The 20,219-nt window shown below is 62.5% G+C and carries 17 protein-coding genes; 10 read left to right on the top strand and 7 right to left on the bottom strand.

The annotated features are described in order from the left end of the window. Positions 1-291 precede the first annotated feature (291 nt). Positions 292-1,224 carry a LysR substrate-binding domain-containing protein gene (locus AC07SU_RS11585; protein ID WP_176997494.1) on the bottom strand — a complete coding sequence of 311 codons (933 nt, stop codon included), beginning with the start codon at positions 1,222-1,224 and terminating at the stop codon, positions 292-294. Positions 1,225-1,522: 298 nt separating this feature from the next. On the opposite strand from AC07SU_RS11585, the gene AC07SU_RS11580 reads away from it, so the two are divergent. After that, positions 1,523-2,755 carry an MFS transporter gene (locus tag AC07SU_RS11580; protein ID WP_494997083.1) on the top strand — a complete coding sequence of 411 codons (1,233 nt, stop codon included), beginning with the start codon at positions 1,523-1,525 and terminating at the stop codon, positions 2,753-2,755. Here AC07SU_RS11580 and AC07SU_RS11575 read toward each other — a convergent pair. Next, positions 2,693-3,607, bottom strand: coding sequence for a LysR family transcriptional regulator (locus tag AC07SU_RS11575; protein ID WP_494997082.1), 915 nt, complete (start codon positions 3,605-3,607; stop codon positions 2,693-2,695). The genes AC07SU_RS11580 and AC07SU_RS11575 overlap by 63 nt on opposite strands. 105 nt (positions 3,608-3,712) lie before the next feature. Here AC07SU_RS11575 and AC07SU_RS11570 point away from each other — a divergent pair, with 105 nt between their 5' ends. The 8 genes from AC07SU_RS11570 (at position 3,713) to AC07SU_RS11535 (ending at position 13,560) form a co-directional block, all read left to right on the top strand. Next, complete coding sequence (locus AC07SU_RS11570; RefSeq protein WP_176997497.1) at positions 3,713-4,594, top strand: HalD/BesD family halogenase; 882 nt, start codon at positions 3,713-3,715, stop codon at positions 4,592-4,594. Positions 4,595-4,648: 54 nt separating this feature from the next. Continuing rightward, positions 4,649-5,875, top strand: coding sequence for a M24 family metallopeptidase (locus AC07SU_RS11565; protein ID WP_178923425.1), 1,227 nt, complete (start codon positions 4,649-4,651; stop codon positions 5,873-5,875). A gap of 293 nt (positions 5,876-6,168) precedes the next feature. Further along, on the top strand, positions 6,169-7,803 hold the full coding sequence (locus AC07SU_RS11560) for an ABC transporter substrate-binding protein (protein WP_176997499.1): 1,635 nt from the start codon (positions 6,169-6,171) through the stop codon (positions 7,801-7,803). A 58-nt stretch (positions 7,804-7,861) separates the two neighbouring features. Beyond that, positions 7,862-8,815, top strand: a complete 954-nt coding sequence (locus tag AC07SU_RS11555) for an ABC transporter permease (protein WP_176997500.1) — start codon at positions 7,862-7,864, stop codon at positions 8,813-8,815. After that, on the top strand, positions 8,812-9,648 hold the full coding sequence (locus tag AC07SU_RS11550; protein WP_494997081.1) for an ABC transporter permease: 837 nt from the start codon (positions 8,812-8,814) through the stop codon (positions 9,646-9,648). The genes AC07SU_RS11555 and AC07SU_RS11550 overlap by 4 nt, the downstream gene beginning before the upstream one ends. A 2-nt stretch (positions 9,649-9,650) precedes the next feature. After that, positions 9,651-11,291, top strand: a complete 1,641-nt coding sequence (locus tag AC07SU_RS11545) for a dipeptide ABC transporter ATP-binding protein (RefSeq protein WP_176997502.1) — start codon at positions 9,651-9,653, stop codon at positions 11,289-11,291. 84 nt (positions 11,292-11,375) lie between these two features. Then, positions 11,376-12,545, top strand: coding sequence for a hypothetical protein (locus AC07SU_RS11540; protein WP_176997503.1), 1,170 nt, complete (start codon positions 11,376-11,378; stop codon positions 12,543-12,545). A gap of 139 nt (positions 12,546-12,684) precedes the next feature. Beyond that, on the top strand, positions 12,685-13,560 hold the full coding sequence (locus tag AC07SU_RS11535) for a LysR substrate-binding domain-containing protein (RefSeq protein WP_494997080.1): 876 nt from the start codon (positions 12,685-12,687) through the stop codon (positions 13,558-13,560). Here AC07SU_RS11535 and AC07SU_RS11530 read toward each other — a convergent pair. The 5 genes from AC07SU_RS11530 to AC07SU_RS11510 form a co-directional block, all read right to left on the bottom strand. Further along, positions 13,507-14,883 (bottom strand): MFS transporter, encoded by a 1,377-nt coding sequence (locus AC07SU_RS11530; RefSeq protein WP_494997079.1) that lies wholly within the window; start codon positions 14,881-14,883, stop codon positions 13,507-13,509. The two genes, AC07SU_RS11535 and AC07SU_RS11530, sit on opposite strands and share 54 nt — an antisense overlap. A 182-nt stretch (positions 14,884-15,065) precedes the next feature. Continuing rightward, positions 15,066-16,499 (bottom strand): NAD-dependent succinate-semialdehyde dehydrogenase, encoded by a 1,434-nt coding sequence (locus AC07SU_RS11525; RefSeq protein ID WP_494997078.1) that lies wholly within the window; start codon positions 16,497-16,499, stop codon positions 15,066-15,068. Next, on the bottom strand, positions 16,496-17,530 hold the full coding sequence (locus tag AC07SU_RS11520) for an aldo/keto reductase (RefSeq protein WP_259171221.1): 1,035 nt from the start codon (positions 17,528-17,530) through the stop codon (positions 16,496-16,498). The genes AC07SU_RS11525 and AC07SU_RS11520 overlap by 4 nt, the downstream gene beginning before the upstream one ends. A 10-nt stretch (positions 17,531-17,540) precedes the next feature. After that, a complete protein-coding gene (gene fae, locus AC07SU_RS11515; RefSeq protein WP_016974617.1) occupies positions 17,541-18,053 on the bottom strand; it encodes a formaldehyde-activating enzyme in 513 nt (170 codons plus the stop codon). Positions 18,054-18,169: 116 nt separating this feature from the next. Then, complete coding sequence (locus AC07SU_RS11510; RefSeq protein ID WP_494997077.1) at positions 18,170-18,637, bottom strand: GNAT family N-acetyltransferase; 468 nt, start codon at positions 18,635-18,637, stop codon at positions 18,170-18,172. Positions 18,638-18,908: 271 nt separating this feature from the next. Here AC07SU_RS11510 and AC07SU_RS11505 point away from each other — a divergent pair, with 271 nt between their 5' ends. Continuing rightward, positions 18,909-20,159, top strand: a complete 1,251-nt coding sequence (locus AC07SU_RS11505) for a ribonucleotide-diphosphate reductase subunit beta (RefSeq protein ID WP_176997510.1) — start codon at positions 18,909-18,911, stop codon at positions 20,157-20,159. Positions 20,160-20,219: the final 60 nt, after the last annotated feature.

Here is a 20,219-nt window from a genome sequence, read left to right as displayed (position 1 = left end):
TAAAGCTCGACAACTCCCACAGGTGACCGGGTCCATCCGTTGAAATGCCGTCGAATGTGGGAGCTGGCTTGCCTGCGAAAGCGGCGGCACAGCTAATAGTGATGTCGCCTGAACCACCGCCTTCGCAGCCTCGCTAAAGCTCGACAACTCCCACAGGTGACCGGGTCCATCCGTTGAAATGCCGTCGAATGTGGGAGCTGGCTTGCCTGCGATGGCATCAACGCGGTGTACCTGAAAAACCTGGGCGCTTGCATCGCCGGCAAGCCGGCTCCTACAGGGATCTGTGGGCGGTCAGGCGCTCGCGGCGGTGGACGGTTGCAACTGGCGCTGCGCCAACCAGATTTCTTCCTGCAACCACTGGCTGAACACCTGCAGTTGCGGCAGGTCCGTTTGCTCCGGGCGTGTCACCAGCCAATAGGACTGGTGCCCTTCCACGTGCACGTTCATTACCTGGGTCAACTGCCCCGACGCCAACTCCGCCGCCACCATGTGCCAGTCGGCAATGGTGATGCCCAACCCATCGGTAGCCGCACGAATGGCCAGGTCCAGCAGGTCGAACTCATAACCACCCTGGGTATCCACGCCATGAATGCGCGCCGCGTCGAGCCAGTGTTTCCAGGTGAGGTATCGCTGGTCTTCGCTGGCCAACACGTGCAGCAGGGTCATGCGATTCAAGTCCACCCCATCACTGCATTCACGGGCGTACAACGACGGCGCGCACACCGCGATATGCCGCTCTTGCACCAGCAGTGAACTGTCCAGGCCATCCCACTCACCATTGCCGAAACGGATGGCGCAATCCAGGGTGCTGGTCTGGGCCAAGCTGTCCTGCAAACAGGTGGTGATGCTCAGTTCCAGCTCCGGATGGGCCTCGCGCAAACGCCCCAGGCGCGGCATCAGCCAGCGGCTGGTAAAGGTCGGCGGCGCATTCACGTGCAAGCGATTGGAGTGGGTTTTCTGCTGGATGCTGCGCACCGTCAGCTCGATCTTGTCGAACGACTGGTGCAACGCCCGCAACAACACGCGCCCGGCGCTGGTCAGCTCCAAGTGGTGGTGACGGCGCTCCAGCAGGTGCTCGCCCAGCTGTTCTTCCAACTGCCGGACCTGGCGACTGACCGCGCTCTGGGTCACGTTCAACAGCTCGGCAGCCCGGGTAAAACTGCCGGTACTGCCGGCCACTTCGAAGGCTTTGAGAGCATTGAGACCGGGCATTTTGCGTTTCATGGAGGGCACTCGACAGCGGCTGGCAAGGAGACGAAATCCCACGACGACGCGGGAAAATTCGCACACAACATACCTTTTTGTATCGGGCCAGCGGTAGCACCCTCTGCCGACGATGAAAAAACCGACGAAAACCCTTTATGTCGTTTTCCAGCGTATTTCGTCGCTCACGCATAAATAGCACGCGTATTACGCATGCACACTAAGACAATTAAGCATTGGTCGCCAATGCGCCACAAAAGTTAGTCTGCCCTGCAACTAATTCATCATTATTCACCGTTTATTAAATCGGGGCCTCGCCATGTCGAACACCGTTGTTTCATCACGGCGAAGTATTGGCCTGCTGGCCCTGATATTTACCGCCTGCAATGCCACCACCCACGGCTTCAGTATTTTTCTTTATTCGGCGTTATTGCCGCAGATCCGCCAGGCATTTGAACTCAGCTACAGCCAGGCCGCCCTGATTGCCGCGCTGTTGCAGCTGTTCTACATGGGTGCCTCCATCGCCAGCGGCATTGCGGCGGCGTGGGTCAGCCCGCGCAACATGGTGCGCCTGACCATGCTCCTCAGCCCCGCGCTGCTGGCGCTGGCCGTCGCCACGCCCTGGGTGGTGCCGTTCGCGGCGTGCCTGGCACTGGTGTCGGCGTGCGCGGTGTCGAACTGGAACGCAATCGCCGCCCTGGCGCGGGAGGTCATTCCGGCCACGCACCGCAGTCGTGTGCTGGGGCTGGCGTCTTCGGGGGCTGCCTTTGCGATCTGCCTGAACGGCGTGTTGATCGCGCTGTTGCAGGGCCTGTCGTTGCGCCAGTTCTGGTTGATCTGTGCCGGCCTGACGCTGTTGGTCACGCTGCTGACGCTATGGGCATTGGCCCCGCATACCGAGCAAGCCCCCCGCACCGCCGAAGCGCCGGCCTTCAACCAGGTGTTGAAACAGTGGCTACGCCTGTGCCTGGAACACCCCGTGGCCATGCAGATCGTGTTGCTCAGCGGGTTTATCGGCGCCATCAGTGGGCCGTTTCTGAATTTCCTGTCGGCGTTTGTCAGCGATCGCCTGCACGCCAGCGCAGCAGTGACGGGCTCGATGTGGACATTGATCGGCCTCGGCGGCGCCGCAGGCGGCCTGCTATTGGGCGCGATGGCGGATCGATGGGGCGCGTTGCGCGTGCTGGCGCTGAGCATTGGCGCCTTCGGCCTGGCGATGCTGGGCCTGTTGTGGCACCCCAGCCTGTTGCTGAGCTGGCTCGCGGCCGGGCTGTTCGCGCTGTTCTATTTCCCGTCCTGGGGCTTGATGGCGGCCTACCTCAGCGCCCGTCTCAACCCGGTGCAAAGCCTGCAAGTGGTGAGCTTGAGCATGGTCAGCTATGGCCTGGCCAGCGCCCTGGCCAATGGCTTGTGTGGCTGGCTGCTGCAAGCCAGCGGTGAGTTTGCCGTGGTGCACGCCTGGATCGTCGGCTGGGTGTTGGCCTGCCTGCTAATGCTCAAGCGCATGGCTCATCGACAGTTCACCACGACGCTGCCGGCCCATATACCCTGAGCGACCCAACTGGCGCTGCAAGATCTCCACCAGCGCTTCCACCTCCGGTACCTGGCAACCGGCCGGGCGCCAGTACATCAGGCGCGCGGGTGCAATCGGCGGGAAGCCCTGACGCTCATCCAGGATCTGCCAGCCCGTCGGCACCAGCCGCCGCGCCATCACCCCGACCGACAAGCCTTGCTCGATGGCAACCGCAATGCCGCGCGGGCTCTGGCTGGTGTACACCACCTGCCACGAGCGCCCTGCCCTGGCCAACGCCTGCACGGCATTCGCCCGAAACGCACAGCCCTCGGCGTACACCGCCAGCGGCACCGACTGGCGCCCCACGCAGCTCCAGCTCGGCGCCGCCACCCACACCAACGGCTCATCGCACAGGTATTCACCGGGTTGCAGGCCGGCGTGTTCCACCCCCAGCACCAGGTCCAGCTCACCGCGGTTGAGGCGGCTGACCAGCGCCGTGGACATTTCACAACAGATGTCCGGGCGCACCTGGGCGAACTGCGCCTGGAAGTCCTTGAGCATGCCGCCCAGGCAATAGTCGGCATAGTCCTCCGGCATGCCCAGGTGGATGCACACCTGCTCATTCGGCAATTGCGCAGCACTGACTGCCTCATGGTGCAGCTTGAGGATCTGCCGCGCGTAGATCAGAAAGGTTTCACCGCCCGGGGTCAGCCCGATGGAGCGGCTGGTGCGGCGGATCAGCGGCGTGCCGACGATCTCTTCCAGGCGCTGCAAGCTCTGGCTGACCGTCGACTGGGTCTTGTGCAAACGCTCGGCTGCGGCCGAGAAACCCTGGCACTCGATAATTGCCACAAACACTTTAAGTAAACTGCCATCCAATTCGCCTGACATAACTATCGCCCCTGCCGATGGATTCGATCACAACTTGTAATTTCCCCTTAAAACTCATTTACGCAACTATCGACTCAACACAACCACCTCATTCAGGAGCCGTGTATGAGTCTTAAACTTGCCGATGCCGAAACCGGTGATATCAGCGACATCATTAATACCGAGCTGTATCCCATACATGATTCGGGCCATGTTCAATTACAGGCATTGATCGAACATGCCCGCGCCGAATTGGCCGAAGACGGCTGCTGCCTGCTGAAGAACTTCCTGCGCCCCGAAGCGCTGGAACAGGCGCGTCTGGAAGGCCTGGCGCTGTCGGACAAAACCTTCTTCTCGGTGCGCAAGGTCAACGCCTACTTCACCGAAGACGACACTTCCCTGCCCCAGGATGACCCGCGCCGCACATTCATGGAGCGCACCAGCGGCTTTGTGACCCGCGACATGATCGCCCCCGACGCGATCATCCACCGCCTGTACGTGTCGCCGATGATGAAGCGCTTTATCGGCGCCTGCCTCGACGAACCGGAGATTTTCGAATACGCCGACCCCTTCGCCGGGCTGGTGATCAACGTGATGCCCGAAGGCACCGAACAGCCTTGGCACTTCGACACCAACGAATTCATCGTCAGCATGATGACCCAGAAGCCAGAGGCCGGCGGCCTGTTCGAATACGCACCGATGATCCGCTCGCGCAGCCAGGAAAACCTCGGCGCAGTCGGCCAGGTGGTACGCGGTGAAGACCGCTCGCGGGTGCAGGAGCTGGAGCTGAACCCCGGCGACCTGCAGATCTTCAAGGGCCGCTTCTCGGTGCACCGCGTTACCCGCGTGCAAGGCGCCACCGAGCGCAACACCGCGATCTTCGCCTACTCGGAAAAGCCCGGGATCATCGGCCGTGCCCAGCGCACCAAGCAGCTTTACGGACGCCTGTCCGAAGCCCACCTGCAAGCCGAACGCAACCTGGTGCGCAGCGACCAGTTGCTCGACTGATTCGCCTCTCCCCCAAAAAACTAAAAACCGTAATTGCCCTGCGAGGAACACCCCATGAGTCTGTCCGGCCCGAACCGTAACCCCGCCGACTGCGAACCCACCTATGACGAGATCCAGCAGATTCAGCTGGACCGCCTGCAACGGGTGCGCAACGAACTGAAGAAACGCGACTACGCCGCCTGCGTGCTGTTCGACCCCACCCACATGCGCTACGCCACCGGCTCGCGCAACATGCAGGTGTATTCGGCGCGCAACCCGGCCCGCTACGCCTTTATCCCGGCAGAAGGCCCGGTGGTGATCTTCGAATTCGGCGGCTGCCTGCACCTGGCCGAAACCCTTAACACCGTGGACGAAGTGCGCCCGGCCAAGGCGATTTCCTATTACTTCTGCGAAAGCTTCCTGGGCAACGTCACCGCCGATTGGGCTGCCGAAATCGACGAACTGGTGCGCAAGTGCGGTGGCGGTAAACGCATCGCCATCGAAAGCGCCACCTCGGCCGCCGCCTTTGAACTGCAACGTCTCGGCTACCAAGTGTTCGATGCCCAGGAACCACTGGAGCGCGCCCGCTGCATCAAGGTGCCCAACGAATTGAAGATGATCCGCGCCAGCCTGCGCGCCACCGAGGCCGGGGTGCGCCTGATGGAAAGCAAGCTGACCCCCGGCATCACCGAGAACCAGTTGTGGTCACACCTGCACCAGCACGTGATCGCCACCGACGGCGACTACGTGGAAACCCGCCTGCTTTCTTCCGGCCCGCGCACCAACCCGTGGTTCCAGGAGTGCAGCACGCGCCCTATCGAGGCGGGTGACCTGGTGGCCCTCGACACTGACGTGGTCGGGCGTTTTGGCTACTACGCGGACTTCTCGCGCACCTTCCTGTGTGGCGACCAGGCCGCCACGGCCAAGCAGCAGGAGCTGTACAAGCTCGCCTACGAGCAGGTGCAGACCAACGTCGAAATGCTCAAGGCCGGGCGCAGCTTCAAGGAATACGCCGAGATGGCCTGGAAGATCCCCGACCATTACAAGAACAACCGCTATTTCGCCCTGGTGCACGGCGTTGGCATGACCGGTGAATACCCCTACGTGGTGCACCGCGAGGACATCGACGCGCTGGGCTACGACGGCGTGTTCGAAGCCGGCATGACCATCTGCGTGGAAAGCTACATCGGCCACGACGACGGCGGTGAAGGCGTAAAGCTCGAAGAACAGATCTACATCCACGAACACGGCATCGAGTTGCTCTCCGATTACCCGTTCGATCCGCGCCTGTTGCCGCGCTGAACCCGTCTAGCCCCACAGGCGGCCCTGGGAAGGACCAGTAACATGCATTTATAGAAGGTTACTGCGCAGAATTTGTCGTTTGTCGATCTTTGCGCAAATGACAAAACTGCGGGCATCTCTAATAAAAACAACATGAGAGCTGCCCTATGTCCTACCTCATTGCCCGCCTCCTGACTACGTTGCGCCTTGTTCTCCTGCCGGCTTCACAGCGGTCCGTGCTGCGCCTGATCGGCGCCTGCCACTGACCCTTGCGGTTCAACAAAAACGCATATTCGCAAGTACCGGAGAGGCTTATGAAAGACTTGACGACCCTGGACGGCAGCCTGCCGCATCCAGCCGTAAACGACCTGTGTGCCCAAGTGCAAAGCGGCGAGATCAACCGCCGCCAATTCCTGCGCACCGCCGCCCTGCTGGGCGTTACCGTGGCCAGCGCGTCCACCTTTATCGGCTCGGCCCTGTTGGGCAACGATGCCCGCGCCGCCGATGGCACGCCGGCCCGCCAGGGCGGCAGCCTGCGCTTTGCTTGTGCGATCCAGGAAATCCAGGACCCGATGCTGATCACCTGGATCGAAGCCTCCAACCTGTTGCGCAACTCCCTCGAATACCTGACCTGGGTCGATGCCGACAACATCACCCACCCGTACCTGGCCGAAAGCTGGAGCCCGTCCGAAGACCTCACCACCTGGACCTTCAACCTGCGCCAGGACGTGAAGTGGAGCAACGGCGACAGCTTCAACGTCGACGACGTGCAGCACAACATCGAGCGCTGGATCGCGGCCGACTCCAAGTCGGTCAACCGCACGGCGTTCCAGGACATCAAGGCCTTCGAAAAAGTCAGCGACTACCAGTTCCGCCTGCAACTGAAACGGCCGATCCTGGCCATCCCGGAAATGCTCAATGCGTTCACCTGCGCCCTGGTACACCGCAGCTTCAAGGCCGGTGACGACTGGGCGAAAAACCCGCTGGCCACCGGGCCGTTCAAGCTGGTGTCGTTCGCGGTGAACAAGCAGGCGACCTTCGCCAAGCGCGCCGACTACTGGGGCAAGCCCGCCAACCTCGACGAGCTGCGCTACATCGACATGGGCACCGACGTGTCCACCCACCTGGCCGCCCTGCAAGCGGGCCAGGTCGACGTGCTGTACCGCGTCACCGTGGCCGAGCTGGACCTGGCCAAGCGACTGCCCGGCGCACAACTGCTCAGCTGCAAATCGGCGCAGACCGTGGTCATGCGCATGGCCTGCGACCAGAAGCCCTTCACTGATTTGCGCATCCGCAAGGCCGTGGTGCTGTGCGCCGATAACGCACAGATGCTCAAGGTGGCGTATCGCGGCATGGGCACCCTCGGCGAAGACCACCACGTGGCGCCGTCCCACCCTGAATACTTCCCTCTGCCCAAGCGCGAGCGCGACGTGGCGGCGGCTAAAAAACTGCTGGCCGAAGCGGGCTTCCCCAAGGGCCTGGACATCGACCTGATCGTCGGCAACACCCAGGGCCGTTATGAGCAGGACTGCGCGCAGATTCTGCAACAGAACTGCCTGGAAGCTGGCATCCGCATCAACCTCAAGGTGGTGCCTGCGGCGCAGTACTGGCCGATCTGGGACAAGGCCGCGTTCAGCCTCACCTACTGGGCCCACCGCCCACTGGGGGTGATGTCCCTGGAACTGGCCTATCGCGGCGGTGGCGCGTGGAACGAAAGCCACTACAGCGACCCGGCCTTCGACGCCGCGCTGGACAAAGCCATGGGCATCATCGACCCGAAACAGCGGGCCGTGGCCATGCAAAGCGTGGAGCAGATCCTGCAAGACGCCTGCGTGATCGTGCAGCCGTTCTGGGGTGACAAGTTCACCGCCGTGAGCAAAAAGGTGCAGGGCTTCCAGGTGCACCCTTCCGACTTCTACCCCATGGGCAATGTCTGGCTGAGCGTTTGAGTCGACGCTGCCCGCACCTGCGGGCAGGTTTCCCATCACCCGTCGGAGCATGTACCTGATGGCTCATTTTCTACTGCGCAAATTGCTGATGCTGCTGGCGACCCTGCTGTCGGTATCGCTGATTGTGTTCCTGGCCCTGGAGCTCAATATCGAGGACGTCGCAATCAACGTCCTCGGCCCCTACTCCGCCGCCGACCAGCGTGCCGCCTGGCTGCTGGAACATGGCTACAACCAGCCGTTCGTGTGGCGCTACCTGGTGTGGCTCAAGGACTTCGTGACCGGCGACTGGGGCACCTCGGTGTACTTTCGCGAGCCGGTGCTCAAGCTGCTGCTGCCCAACCTGTGGCAAACCCTGACCCTGGCTGGGCTGGCCTTGCTGGTGATGGTGCCCGTGGCGTTGACCCTGGGCATCCTGGCCGGTGTGCGCCAAGGCTCGCTGATTGACCGGCTGGTGTCGTTTTTGTCGATCGTCACCACCTCGATCCCGGACTTTGCCAGTGCGGTGTTCGTCTCGGCGATCTTTGTGTTCTGGCTCAACTGGCTGCCGGGCGTGAGCAGCATGAGCGACGGTTTCAGCGCCGTGCAGCTGGTGCTGCCGCTGATGGTGCTGTGCCTGTTCGGCATCGGTTACCTGGCACGCATTACGCGGGCGTCGATGGTCGAGGTGATGCAGGCGCCGTATATCCGTACGGCACGCCTCAAGGGCGCCTCGACCACCCGCATCGTGTTGCGCCATGCCCTGCGCAATGTGCTGATCGCGCCGGTCACGGTGATCATGCTGTACATCCCGTGGCTGCTGTCCAACGTGATCGTGGTGGAGGTATTTTTCGCCTACAAGGGCTTCGGTTCGATGCTCTACACCGCGTCCCTCAACCATGACGTCTACCTGATCGAAGCCTGCGCGATGATCAGCGGCGTGGTGGTGGGCATCAGCAAGATCTTCTCGGACCTGGCCTACACCTGGCTCAACCCGCGCATCACCCTGCGCAGTCTCGGCGGAGGCAGCCAATGAACCTGCTCAAATCCTTCAAACACCCCCTGGCCCTGCTCGGCCTGCTGCTGGTAGGCGGCTGGGTGCTGGTGGCGCTCTGCGCGCCGTGGCTGGCGCCCCATGACCCGCTGGAAAGCTTCACGCCGCTGCTCACCCCGATGACCGCCGGTGACGACGGCGCGAGCTTTTTGCTGGGCACCGACATGATCGGTCGCGACATTCTTTCGCGCCTGATCTGGGGCACGCGCACCGTGCTGTTCTGGTCGATCCTGGCCACGCTCACTGCGTTTGCCGTGGGCATTGCCATGGGCCTGTGCGCTGGCTACTTCAATAGCTGGGTGGATGCGGCGCTGTCCTACGTGGCCGACACCGTGCTGTCGTTCCCGGTGCTGGTGCTGTACATCGTGATCATCATCGCCCTCGGCGCCTCGGCGCTGAACATCCTGATAGCGGTGACGTTCACCAGCGCACCGGCGATCTTTCGCATCATGCGCGCGCTGACCATCGACATCCGCTCGCGTGACTACGTGCTCAGCGCCATCACCCAGGGCGAAGGCTCGCTGCGCATCATGCTGGTGGAGATCCTGCCCAATTGCGGCGGCCCGCTGATCGTCGATTTCTGCCTGCGCATCGGCTACACCGCGATCATGATCGGCGCCCTGGGTTTTCTCGGCCTCGGCCTGCCGCCGCCCACCCCGGACTGGGGCGGCATGATCAACGACGGCCGCGCCATGGCCATTACCTTCCCGCACCTGGTGATCTTCCCCTGCATCGCCATCTCCACCCTGATGCTCGGCCTGAGCTTGCTCGCCGACGGGCTGGATGAACACGCGCAGCAAGGCGCAAGGAGTTGAGCATGAGTAACCAGCACACCGTTTTGCGGGTCGACAACCTCAGCGTCGAGCTGCCCAAGGGCGCCGACCGCAGCCACGCCGTGCAGGGCATCAGCCTGGACGTGCGCAAGGGTGAGATCCTGTGTGTGATCGGCGAGTCGGGCTCGGGCAAATCCGTGCTGTCGGCGGCGATCATGGGCGATTACGCCAAGGGCCTGAAGCATGCCGGTGGCGTGATCGACTTTCTCGGTGACGACATTTGCACCCTGGATGAAGCCCGCCTGCGTGCGTTGCGCGGCAACCGCATCGCGATGATTTTCCAGGAGCCGATGGCGGCGTTGAACCCGGCGATTCGCATCGGCAAGCAAGTTGAGGAGATCTTCGACATCCATGCGCCGCAGATGCCAGCGGCCGAGCGCCGTGAGCGCATGCTCGCACTGCTCGAATCGACCCAACTGCCAGACCCGCCGCGCATCGCCAACAGCTTCCCGCACCAGCTGTCCGGCGGCCAATGCCAGCGGGTGGTGATCGCCATGGCACTGGCGATGAACCCGGACCTGCTGATCGCCGACGAACCCACCACCGCCCTCGACGTGACCACCCAGGCCCAGGTCTTGAAGCTGGTGCGCGACCTGCGCGGGCGTGGCCAGCACGGCATCTTGTTCATCACCCACGACTTCGGCGTGGTGGCGCAGATTGCCGACCGCATTGCGGTGATGGAAGGCGGCCGCCTGGTGGAAATCGGCGAGCGTGACCAGGTGCTGAATGCCCCGGCCCACGCCTACACGCGCAAGCTGATCGCAGCAGTGCCGGCGCTGCACCCGGAACTGCATGTACCGAGTGACGACGGCGAAATGGCCTTGCGCATCGAACACCTGACCAAGACCTACAACGTCGGCGGCAGCTCGGTGGCGGCGCTGCGCAATGTGTCGCTGAACCTGCCACGGGGCAAGACGCTGGCGATTGTCGGCGAGTCGGGCTCGGGCAAAAGCACCCTGGTCAAGGCCGCGATCCGCCTGGTGGACAGCGACAGCGGCCATGTATGGGTGGGTGACACCGACTTCCTGGCGCTGCACGGCTCGGCGTTGGCGGCCAACCGTCGGCGTATCCAGATGATCTTCCAGGACCCGTACGGCTCGTTGAACCCCCGCCATCGCGTCGGCGACATCATCGCCCGTGCCGCCCAATTGCGTGGCTTGTCGGCCAAGGACGCCTGGGCCGAGGCCGGCGACTTGCTCGAGCAGGTCGGCCTCAAGCGTGACGCCCTGCAACGCAAGCCCCGGCAGTTCTCCGGTGGCCAGCGCCAGCGCATCGGCATTGCCCGCGCCCTGGCGATGCGCCCGGAAGTGCTGATCGCCGATGAAAGCGTGTCGGCGCTGGACGTGTCGGTGCAAAAGCAGGTGCTGGAGCTGCTGGCCGACCTGCAGAAGCAGTTGAACCTGAGCATCCTGTTCATCACCCACGACCTGCGCGTAGCAGCGCAGATCAGCGACCACATCGCGGTGATGCGCCAGGGCGAAGTCGTTGAATACGGCACCGCTGAACAGGTACTGCTGCGCCCACAGAACAGCTACACCCAGGCGCTGCTGGCGGCCGCGCCCGGGGCGTCGCAACTACCGGCTGCCGGGCCGCCGCTAAGGCTGATCCGCCCCGCCGCGCACTGAGTTCCACCCCTTTCCCTGCGTCGCAGCGTTCGCTGCGGCAACGGGCTGCTGTTGCCCAAAAAAACCAATAACGAGAGCCAAACCATGCGACCAACCTTAGGCTACTTCGCCCTGATCCCCGTGCTCGGCGCCCTCGCGGCACCGGCCATGGCGATCCAGGTCACCGACAACCTCGACATCGGCGGCGCCATCCGCGCACGCTGGGACTACGACCCGGATCGTGATATCCAGAAGTTCGGCCTGGACACCGCGTTCCTCAGCGCCAAGTACAACTCCGACACCTGGATCGGCGAGGCGCAATACCGCTTCTACGGGCGCTCCTACCCGTACCAGTACACCAAGAACTACGGCGACATCCAGTTCGCCAAGTTCGCCTGGGTTGGCTACAAGTTCAACCCTGACCAACAGGTGCAAGTGGGCCTGAACACCGTGCCGTTCGGCCTGCAGCCGTATTTCGGCAGCACCTTCTACGAAACCCTGGGCAACGTGATCGGCCTGGAAGACGTGCAGCAGATCGGTACCAAGTACATCCAGCAAAGTGGCGACTGGAACATCCAGGCCGGTTACTACCTGCGCCCGGCGTGGCAAGGCAAGGGCACCAGCAAGGGCGTGACCTACTCCAGCGTGATCTCCGAGGCCGACAGCTACGTGGCCGACGGCAGCAACAACCAGGAGCGCAACACCGTGGTGGTGCGGGTGGCCAAGGCCATGGACCTGGGTAACTGGAAATCCGAAGTCGGCGTGTCTGGCCTGACCTCGACCCTGGAGAACAAGGACACCGGCAACGACGGCCGCCGCAATGCCGTGGCCATCCACTACCTGGGCAAGAACGGCCCGTGGGGCCTGCAATTGCAGGCGGCGCGCCAGCAGATGTCGCCGCGCAACGAAGGCACCGATGGCGTGGTGACCCTGGGCGGGTATGACGGCACGTTCAACGTCGCCAGCCGTGGCAACCTGTACGTGGCGGACTTGAGCTACGACGTGGGTGGCAAGTACCTGTTCGACCAGATCAGCGGCGTGAAGCTGTACGCCAACTACAGTGCCTTCGACAAATCCGACAATGAGTTCAAGACTTCGCAGCGGGTGATCCTGGGTACGTCGTTTTCGTTCAGCAAATTGTGGATTGCCACGGAATGGTTGATCGGCAAGAACGATCCGTACATTGGTGGCAGCAGCTATACCCAGAGCCTGGGGGCTGGGGGTAGCAATCAGTGGGAGAATCAGCTGTACATGAACATCGGGTATTACTTCTAATAGGCGGCGTCATCACTGACGCTATCGCAGGCAAGCCAGCTCCCACATTTTGACCGCGCCGCCGATCAATTGTGGGAGCCGGCTTGCCTGCGATGGGGCCGGTGAAAAAACAATAAAAACAATGTGTGGAACCCGAACCATGCGCCACCTGCCCTCCCTCAACATGCTCCGCGTCTTCGAAGAAGTCGCCCGTCACCGCAGCTTCAGCCAGGCGGCCGTGGGCCTCAATGTCACCCAGGGCGCGGTCAGCCGCCAGATCAAGCAACTGGAAGACTACCTCGGCGTCGCCCTCTTCATCCGTACGCCCCAGGGCCTGTCCCTGACCGAAGCCGGCTTTGCCCTCTCCCCGCACCTGAGCGACGCCTTCGACCATATCGAACGCGCCCTGCAAGCCGTGCGTGTGCCCAACCTGCGCCAGCGCCTGCGCATCGTGGCCCCGCCCACCTGGGCCACGCGTTGGCTGTCGGCGCACTTGCGCAGGTTTTGTGAGCGCTACCCGGACATCAACCTCAGCGTCACCCACCAGAACAGCCACGCCAGCCTGGCCGAGATCGACTGTCAGATCCGCTTCGGCCTGGAGGCCAACGCCCAGTGCAGCAGTGAGTTGCTGGTGATGGAACGCCACATTGCGGTGGCCAGCCCCGAGCTGTTCACCGGCGACCAGCCGCCCGATCTGCGGCGTTTTCCGTTGCTGCATATCCTGCACGACGGCAAGCGTTTGAAGGTGTGGGAGAACTGGCTGGCGGCCATGGGCCGAGACGACATTGATGCGGACCAGGGCCTGGAATTCAGCACCCTGGACCAAGTGATCCACACCGCCCTGGCAGGCGGTGGGCTGGCGGTGATCGACCGGCAGATGATCGAGCGCGAGCTGGCCAACGGCAGCCTGGTGCCGATCACCCCCGTGGAAGTGATCGGCCCATACGGCTATTGGCTGGATGTGGCGACGGACAAACAGGGTTTATCCAAGGTTCGCCTGTTTACGCAGTGGCTGGGCCAGGTCAGCAACCCCTGACAACGGCGGCGCCTCGGCCTTGCACGCCTGGTTCAGGGTCAGGGACTTGGTCTCCGGCGCCCAGGCCCACGAGATGATCGCGCCAAACACCAGGATCGCCGCAAGAATACCCATGGTCGGGCTCAAGCCAATCCCGGCCACGCTCACCGGCAACAGGAACGTGCTGATCGCCGAACCCAGGCGGCTTACCGCCGTGGCCAGGCCGATGCCGCTGGCGCGCACTTCGGTGGGGAAACTTTCGGCCGGGAACACGCCCACCAGGTTGCTCACCGCAGACAGCACCAAGGTGAACACGCCGAAGGTCAGCACCATCAGCCACGCCAGGCTCCCCGGCAATACCGCCAGCAGGAACAACGCCGCCGCGAGGATGATGAACGAGTTGATCAAGAAGCCCCGGCGCGAGAATTTCACCGTGCACCAGATACCGATCAACGCGCCGACAATCAGCAGCAGGTTGAGCAGCAACTCGGTGCCAAAGCCCTGGGACAAGCCCATCTTCTGCAGGATCGACGGCAGGAACGTGTAGATCGCAAAGTACGGCATCACGATGCACACAAAGAACAGGCAGTTGAACGCCGTGCGCTTGCGGTATTCACGGCTGAACAGCACGCCGTAGCCGGAACGGGTTTGGGTGGCGGGATCTTCATCCAGCACCACGTGTTCACCCAGGTGTTTCTTGACGATGGCACGGGCTTCGGCAATGCGCCCACGGTTGACCAGCCAGCGCGGGGATTCCGGGGTGCCGATTCGCGCAATCAGGATCAGGCCGGCCGGGATCGCCGAAGACGCCAACATCCAGCGCCAGGCATCGTCGCCCAGGCTGAGCATCGCGGTGCCGACAAAGGTCGCCGCCACGTAGCCGAAGGTCCAGATCACACTGAACGAACCGAGCAGCACGCCACGGTGTTTCTTCGGCGAGAACTCGGCCAACATCGCGTGGCCGACACTGAAGTCACCGCCCAGGCCAATGCCGATCAGGATGCGGCACAGCAACAAGCCCATGGCGGTTTCAGCGTAGAACTGCATCACCGAGGCCACGGTGATCAGCACAAAGCTGACCAGGAAGATTTTCTGACGGCCGAGGGTGTCGGAGATCCAGCCAAAAAACAGGCTGCCCAGAAACAGGCCGATCAGGGCCGAAGCGCCGATCAAGCCTTGCCAGAACGCGTCCAGTTGCATCTGTGGGCTGAGCAGGGTGAAGGCGATGCCGATGAGGCCGAGGATATAGCCGTCGGTGAAGTGCGCGCCAAACGTGAGGCCGGCGATTTTCAGGTGGAAACGGCCGATGGGCAGGTCGTCGATTTTGACGGGTTGAGCAGTCATGGGTGTTCTCCATATTGTTTTTCTTGACGGAGTAACAGCGGGCTTGCGCCTTGTATTTGCCCTTTGTGGGAGCTGGCTTGCCTGCGATAGCGGTGGATCAGGTGACACTGGGCAGCTGGCAGACCGCTATCGCAGGCAAGCCAGCTCCCACAGGGGTTTAGTGTTGTTTGGACGCGGGTGGCTTAGAGGCCGCCCATCAGCAGGTATTTGATCTCCAGGTAATCGTCCAGGCCGTACTTGGAGCCTTCACGGCCCAGGCCCGATTCCTTGATGCCGCCAAACGGCGCGACTTCGGTGGAGATGATCCCTTCGTTGATCCCGACCATGCCGGCTTCCAGGCCTTCGGCCATGCGCCACACGCGGCCGATGTCGCGGCTGTAGAAGTAGGCCGACAAGCCAAACGGCGTGTCGTTGGCGCGGGCCAGCACCTCGGCCTCATCCTTGAAGCGGAAGCACGCCGCCACCGGGCCAAAGGTTTCTTCCTGGGCGATCAGCATGTCGCCGCTGGCGTCGGTGAGGATGGTCGGTTCGAAGAACGTACCGCCAAGCGCATGGCGACGGCCACCGCACAGCAACGTGGCGCCCTTCTCCAACGCGTCGCCGACATGGGCTTCGACCTTGGCCAACGCCGCAGCGTTGATCAGCGGGCCTTGCTCGGTTTCACCGTCCAGGGCGCTGCCGACACGCATGGCGCTGACCGCTTCGGCCAGTTTGCGGGTGAACGCGTCGTACACACCGTCCTGAATGAAGAAGCGGTTGACGCACACACAGGTCTGCCCGGTGTTGCGGAACTTGGAGGCCATGGCGCCTTTGACGGCGGCCTCCAGATCGGCGTCGTCGAACACGATGAACGGGGCGTTGCCGCCCAGTTCCAGCGAGACTTTTTTCAGGGTGTCCGCCGCCTGGCGCATCAGCAGCTTGCCAGTGCGGGTAGAGCCGGTGAACGACAGCTTGCGCACCACGCTGGAGGCTTGCAGCGCGCCGCCGATGGCCACGGCATCGCCAGAGACGATGTTGAACACACCAGCCGGAATGCCGGCCTGCTCGGCCAGCACCGCCAGGGCAAATGCCGACAGCGGGGTTTCTTCCGACGGTTTGAGGATCATGGTGCAACCGGCGGCCAGCGCCGGCCCGACCTTGCGGGTGACCATGGCCAGGGGGAAGTTCCACGGGGTGATTGCCGCGACCACACCGATGGCTTCCTTGACCACGATGATGCGCGCGTCGACCTTGTGGCTCGGGATCACGTCACCGTAGGCACGCTTGGCTTCTTCGCCAAACCATTCCAGGAAGCTGGCGGCGTAGACCACTTCGCCCATGGCTTCGGCCAAGGGTTTGCCCTGCTCCAGGCTGAGCAGTTGTGCGAGGTCTTTCTGGTTGGCCAGCATCAGCTCGCTCCAACGCTTGAGGCGCTGGCTGCGCTCCTTGGCGGTGAGCTTGCGCCAGGCCGGCAACGCACGGTTGGCAGCGTCGATGGCCAGGTCGGTTTCCTCGGCGGCAGCGCGCTGCACATCGACGATCAGCGCGCCATTGGCCGGGTTGAGCACCGGGTAAGTCGGGCCACCGCTGGACCATTGGCCATCGATGTAGTTACCCGTACGGATCAGCGGATTCATGCCACGGCCTCGATCAAGTTGAAACGGTCCAGGCCCGGACGGGCCTCACGCAGGATGCGCTTGCCGGCGGTGTAGTCGTTGATCACATCGCACGGGGTGTAGTTGCGTTCCAGCTCGTGGAGTTCTTCGGCGTCCAGCTGGGTGTCCAGGGCCGCCAGCGCGCTATCGAATTGTTCGGTGGTGTCCGCCCCCACCAGCATCACGTCGACACCCGGGTGGTTGGCGACCCAGGCCTGGGCGATCTGCGCGTTGGACACGCCACGGGCGCGGGCCACGCGTTGCACCGAGTGAGCGATGTCGAACGACGCTTGGTCGGCGTACATCTGCTGGGTGAAGAAGTCGGTCTGGTTGCGGGTGGACTGCACTTCACCGGTGAGCAAGCCACGGGCCAGTGGGCTGAACACCGAGACGCCCAGGCCCTGGTCACGGCAGAACGGGATCATCTCGCGCTCTTCTTCGCGGTAGGCGCAGTTCAGTTGCAGCTGCATGTTGATCGGCTTGACCCAACCGTTGCGCTCGCAGGCCATGAGGATCTTGGCCAGTTGACCGGTGAGCATGGTCGACACGCCGATGTAGCGGGCCTTGCCGGAGCGCACGATGTCGTTAAGGGCGCACAGGGTTTCTTCGACAGGGGTGTTCACGTCGAAGTAATGCAGCATGAACACGTCGACGTAATCCATGCCCAGGCGGCTCAAGGACAGGTCGATGCTGTCCATGATGTGCTTGCGCGAATGGCCGCTGGCGTTGATGCCGCTGCGGGTGCCGTAGCCGACTTTGGTGGTGACCACGATGTCGTCGCGGCGCGCCACGCGCTTGAGGATGCGCCCCACCACTTCTTCGCCGACACCGGCGGAGTAGAAGTCGGCCAGGTCAATGAAGTTGACGCCGTTGGCCAGGGCGTGGGCGACGATGGGCTCACTTTGCTTTTCGTCGAAGATCCACGGTTTCCAGTCCGGAGTGCCCATGTTCATGGTGCCCAGGCACAGGCGCGAGACTTGCAGGCCGGAGTTGCCCAGTCGAGTGTATTGCATGGGATTCTCCTCAGGCCTTAGGCGTGTAGAAAGGGTTGCTGATGTGGTTGACCACGTCCGCCAGTTGCGCGGTGTACGGCGTGCCGGTCAGGGCGGCGCGGATCGCGGTGCGGCAGGCGTTGTAGTTGTTCAGGTAGACGGCGTCCAGGTCGTCGCAGCCCGGGTTGACCCAGTTGGCGGTGACAATGGCCCACTCGTCTTCGGCTTCGGGCGGCAAGGTGCCGTCGAGCAAGGCTTCCAGCACAGCCTTGGCGATACCGGCCTGGGACGCGCCCCAGGTGGCGTTGCCGTGCAAGTCGCTGCTGATTTCGGCCTTGTTGACGTAGAGGGTCATGGGCTTGACCGGGATGTTCGGCTGGGCAATCACCATGAACGGGCAGTGGCCCTGGCTTGGCGACGCCAGGCTGTTGGCAAACGCCTGACCGGCCGGGCCATTGCGCGGGCCGATGAGGATGTTGATGTGGGCAGCATTGACGCCTGGGCCTTCGAAGCCTTCGCCGATGTACAGATCAAGTGCTTTCATTTTCGCAAACGCTCGTTGTTGTTATGGGGAGCTGGTTGGCGAATTTTTAGCACTCGGCCTCGGGGCGGCCGTAACCATTAAAAGTCATGGGGGTGTGAGTTTTCCTCATACCCCTGCTACAAGGCGCGCTCCATCTTGATGATCTCAAGGCGAACCGGGCTGTTGCCCCGGCTGAACGTGCCTTCGCCGACCTTGCGAAAACCGAAGGAGGCATAGAATTTTTCAGCGGTGCGGGTGGCTTCCAGGTAGGCCTTGGGGTGGCCTGCGGCTTCGATCCGTTGCAAGGCTTCATTGAGTAACAGCGCACCGATGCCCTGCCCGGCCGCGTCACCGCGAATGAACAGCTTGCTGACTTCATGCCCATCAATTTCGATAAAGCCCTGGAGGCGGTCATTACAAGCGAGCCACAGGTTGCCGGCGTCGATGGCCGCGCGGTAAGTCTCGGGCGAACGGCCGTCGAGCCACATGGCGATCTGGTCGGCGTCGTAGTCGGCAGTGCAGAGGTTTTCCACCGAGTGTTTATGCACCTGATAGATGTTTTCGGCGTCGTCCTGGGTGGCTGGGCGGATGCGTAGATTTTTCATTCCCTTGAAATTCCATGTAAGGCCAATGTACTAAGGCTTTATAGCTGAACAGGCGCCTGGCAGCGACCCATGACCGCACATCTTGTGCGTTGACCATCCTTATTACACACCATATAGTGTGCCCACAAACAAAACAGACCACTACATAGTGTGCAGTATCGGTATTTACCGACCACACTATGCGCAGTATTTCAATGCCTTGAAGCCTGCAAATCGCCTATTTATGGACGGGTTCACACACCGTCAGAACAGACCAGGAAGGAGTATTTCGATGCTGAGTTGGGATGAAGTCGACAACGAAGACACCGGTGCAGCGGTGATCAAGGGCGCCAACGCCGGCCACGCCACCGAAGCCAACATGGACCGCCTCGACGGTGCCGGCGCCGCTGCCGCCATCGAAGCCCGCGCCGTCACCGCCAGTGACTCGGCCGCCATCAAGCGCGCCAAGGCCGCCCTCGACAGCCTCGACGTCGCCGAAGGCCTCGCCGAACTCGAAGGCGCCTCCGCCCGCGTCGCCGTCGACGAAAAGCGCATGATCAACTGCCGCGCCGACCTCAACCAGCTCGTGCCGTTCAAGTACGACTGGGCCTGGCAAAAGTACCTCGACGGCTGCGCCAACCACTGGATGCCGCAAGAGGTCAACATGACCGCCGACATCGCCCTGTGGAAAAACCCCGAAGGCTTGACCGACGACGAACGTCGCATCGTCATGCGCAACCTCGGCTTCTTCTCCACCGCCGACTCGTTGGTAGCGAACAACCTGGTGCTGGCCGTGTACCGCCTGATCACCAACCCGGAGTGCCGCCAGTACATCCTGCGCCAGGCCTTCGAAGAAGCGATCCACACCCACGCCTACCAGTACTGCATCGAATCCCTGGCCATGGATGAAGGCGAGATCTTCAACATGTACCACGAGATTCCATCGGTCGCCAAAAAGGCAGCCTGGGGCCTGAAGTACACCCGTTCGATCTCCGATCCGAAGTTCGAAACCGGCACCGTCGACACCGACAAAGAACTGCTGCGCAACCTGGTCGCCTACTACTGCGTCCTGGAAGGCATCTTCTTCTATTGCGGCTTCACCCAGATCCTCTCCATGGGCCGCCGCAACAAAATGACCGGCGTGGCGGAACAGTTCCAGTACATCCTGCGCGACGAGTCGATGCACCTGAACTTCGGTATCGACGTGATCAACCAGATCAAAATCGAAAACCCACACCTGTGGGATGCCGAGATGAAGGAAGAAGCGACCCAGATGATCCTGCAAGGGACTCAGCTGGAGATTGAATATGCCCGGGATACCATGCCTCGCGGCGTGTTGGGCATGAATGCGGCGATGATGGAGGATTACCTCAAGTTCATCGCGAACCGTCGTTTGTCGCAGATTGGCCTTAAAGAAGAGTATCCAGGGACGACCAACCCGTTCCCGTGGATGAGCGAGATCATGGACTTGAAGAAAGAGAAAAACTTCTTCGAGACCCGTGTGATCGAGTACCAGACCGGCGGCGCGCTGAGCTGGGATTGATTGGGTAGGTAGGAGCCGGGGGGGGGGGGGGGGGGGGGGGGGGGGGGGGGGGGGGGGGGG

The organism is Pseudomonas sp. GW821-FHT05H12, from assembly GCF_059419385.1.
The sequence above is the reverse complement of the archived record's forward strand: the minus strand, read 5'-3'. Positions and strand labels throughout refer to the sequence as shown.